General features: G+C 47.5%; 4 protein-coding genes. 1 reads left to right on the forward strand and 3 read right to left on the reverse strand.

The window, feature by feature from the left end; genetic code table 11:
* Positions 1–359 precede the first annotated feature (359 nt).
* From mptA to ACXJJC_RS03230, 3 genes are all read right to left on the reverse strand, one after another.
* The gene (gene mptA / locus ACXJJC_RS03220; protein ID WP_456369389.1) at positions 360–1,286 is read right to left on the reverse strand and encodes a GTP cyclohydrolase MptA; all 927 of its coding nucleotides are present in this window, start codon (positions 1,284–1,286) and stop codon (positions 360–362) included.
* A gap of 466 nt (positions 1,287–1,752) precedes the next feature.
* Positions 1,753–2,112, reverse strand: a complete 360-nt coding sequence (locus tag ACXJJC_RS03225; RefSeq protein WP_456369390.1) for a DUF5615 family PIN-like protein — start codon at positions 2,110–2,112, stop codon at positions 1,753–1,755.
* The gene (locus tag ACXJJC_RS03230) at positions 2,096–2,332 is read right to left on the reverse strand and encodes a DUF433 domain-containing protein (RefSeq protein WP_456369391.1); all 237 of its coding nucleotides are present in this window, start codon (positions 2,330–2,332) and stop codon (positions 2,096–2,098) included. The genes ACXJJC_RS03225 and ACXJJC_RS03230 overlap by 17 nt, the downstream gene beginning before the upstream one ends.
* A gap of 488 nt (positions 2,333–2,820) precedes the next feature.
* Between ACXJJC_RS03230 and ACXJJC_RS03235 the strand changes: the two genes are divergently transcribed.
* The coding region (locus tag ACXJJC_RS03235) for a type IV pilin domain-containing protein (RefSeq protein WP_456369392.1) at positions 2,821–3,093 on the forward strand (273 nt) is incomplete at its 3' end.

The raw sequence follows: 3,093 nt of genomic DNA on the forward strand, positions 1-3,093 counted from the left end.
AGTCCCATTTTCCGTCCTTTCTGTAGTAGATGAGTCCGTCGTCGGTGAAGAAGCTGTAGTCGAAGATATCAGTTCGGTTTTCGCACGTCAGCATTACCTCCTCTCCACCGTTCGAGAGCCTGATGCCCTCCGCATCAGGACGGAAGCCGTAGTACCTGGCGAATTCTGCAGAGCTTCTTGCGACATAATGAACGCCCGGACCAAAGGAGAACTCGCTCTCTCCATCGCTCAGCGTGCAGTTCGTCTAGCAGAGCACCTTCAAATACTCGCGGCCGTCATCTACGTAGGGATCTGGCAGAACCTCGAGAATCTGGCATCCGCCTGCAACATGTAGAAGAACGAGAATGATGAGGATCGGACTAAGGACTGCCGTTGATTTCATTCCTGAGCTCTCCCAGCGTCGCAATCCTTTCGGCCACGACGTCGTGCTGGTGGATGCTCTCCTCGTTCACCTGTCTGAAGTAGATGAGCACGTCGCCGGGAGCGCCTGAAAACTTCTCCACAGCCGACTTTGCCATGAGCCTGACGGCATCCTCCACAAAGCGGGGGTTGAAGTGAGCGTTCTTTACCACTTCGAGCTCGTCACCCCTTTTCAGAATCTCGTAGATCTCGTAGCTCATTCCCGCCTTCGCTATGTCTATTATGTCCTCGATTCTCGGCTTGAAGTCGTCCCTCACCTCAACCTTCACGAACCCCCTGCCGCGCTGGTTGTGGGATGCGAATGGAATTAATCGCATGATCTCGGAAATCTGATCTGCAGTGAATCCAGCTTTTTCAAGCTGTTCTGCCGAGTACGCCCTTATGAGCTCCTGAGCGCATGGACAGACGGTTATGCCGTAAACCTCCGCACCAACGAAGATCTTCTGCTCACCGCTCCTCGCCTTCTCTGCCTCGCTGTAGATCCTCACGACCTCCTGAGTTTTCTGCTTGGAGTACGGTGTTCTCTTCTTCAGTATGTATTCTGCCTCCATCACCACCTCGGCCTTCGTCGCGTACTCGTGCCTCTCGAGAAGCTCGTCCACTATCCTGATGTTCAGGTCCTCTATGTTGCTCACCGGGTTCTGGGTGAGGTTCTCTATCACCTCGTCAACCGCCTCGAAGTTCCTGCTGAGGTTCACGCCCTTTCTTGTGGAGGGGAGGTCAACGAAAACGTGGAAGGTCGATATGAGTATGACCGGCCTTTTACCGTCTCTCTTCACCTGCACGAGCTTTCTTATGCCTTTGGCCCCGACCCTGCTGAGGCCTATCTCCACGTCGGGCTTCGAGAGCTGAACGTCGGGCAGCATCACCAGAACGTCTGGGACGAGGTTTAAAACATTATTCTTATTTTTCCATGACAGTTCTTTAGGCAGGCTAAATCGATGTGTTGTAGAGGTACTGTCAAGAACAGAATGTCTGTTTGTGGTGTCTTCTGGGGAGATGGGTTTGAAGCCTGCGTTTTCCTTAAAGAGGTGTTGAGGTACGGGAAAATAAGACAGAAATCGTTGTGGATGAGAAAGATAAAGAAATTCTGGAACAGATTTCCTCTCATGAGTTCGTTTGAGTCTGTTCAAAGCTGGCTGGAGAGCTCTGTGACGCCACCCATTCTAGGGGGTGTTATTTTAACAGTCCCGTAGCCTTCAGTAAAATTGGTTAGAATGAGACATCCACGCTCAGAGAATCCTGCCAATTGCTTTTGAAATATCCCATACTTCTATCAAACCAGCCTTTCCGATTTCGTCATCAGCATGGATACATTATCTCAAAAGTTATTCATGGCTGCCCCATGCGGATCTCCCTTATTTTATCCTCTTTTGCAACCACAAGTCTGCCTTCAAACTCTATTTTTGACTCCGTCAGCAACCATTTCAGAAAGGAATAGATATATCCCACGGATTTTGGCCTGATTCTCAGGAGGATTAACCCATGAGGTTTCAGGAAGTTTTTGAAGATCAACTCTCCGAAATCCTTGTCGAATGTAATTATAATTGCTTTCTTATTGCGGGACAGTTCCACGATTTCCCTATCCATCATTCCCGGCTTTGTACGGATAACCGATTCTATATTTATTCCATCTTTTCTGAGCTTTTCCACTACTCTGAGCGGGATGTTCTCGTCAGCTATGAACTTCATACTTTTTCGGCGGGAGATACACTCTTTCTTCTTTCAAAACACTGGCCGCATAGTCTATTGCATCGAGAATGTCTTCTTTCGTGAGCTGGGGATAATTCTCCAGAATGTCCTCATAGCTCCACCCATTGGCGAGTAACTCGAGAATGAATTCCACTGTTATGCGTGTTCCCTTTATTACAGGCTTTCCCCCGGAGATTTCGGGGTTTATTTCAATTGGCATAAAGTAAATATGTGCCCTGAGAGTATATTAATTCTTTCTAAGATCCATTATAGCAGTTTCTGTTCACTGGAAGCTTTACTCAGCTTATCAAATCGTACATTCGTTCGAATGGAAGTTCGGAGAATTTTAGCAATCGCTTCTATATGTTCCCTTACATCTATCAGACTTTCTCGTCAATTTTTGCTACCAGCATTTTCCCGCATTTCCCACTCGTTTTGAGAGGTTATGAAGGTTCTGCACTGGCGATCGAAAGGAGATGCTGCTGGGAGCTGAGAAGTCCACAACCCTTCAATCAGTCAGCAACCTTGGCAATTTGCCCCTTGCTTAACTTATCACTGCCATCGTAATTTCTCGCAACTCAACCAGACAATTTGTCAAAACAGCTACATCACGACAAACCCCATCATCAGATCCCCGATTATGATGATAATGGAAAAAGTTTAAATAGGCCTTAGTGACAATTAAACCTTGTCAGAGAGGTGATGCGAATGAAATGGTTTAGGGACGAGAAAGGTGTATCGCCGGTTATCGGCGTAATTCTGATGGTGGCCATAACCGTTATACTGGCGGCAGTGATTGCGAGCTTCGTCTTCGGGCTGGGGAGCAAGGCGCCAAAGAGTGCACCACAAGCGCAGCTTGTTGTGGTAAAGGCTGTAAATGGATCTACTGAAACGATATATATTGAACATAGGGGTGGTGAATCTATCCCTGTGAACGATTTAAGAATAATAGTAACTAATGAAACCGCAGGAGATACAATT

This window comes from Geoglobus sp., from assembly GCF_054018175.1.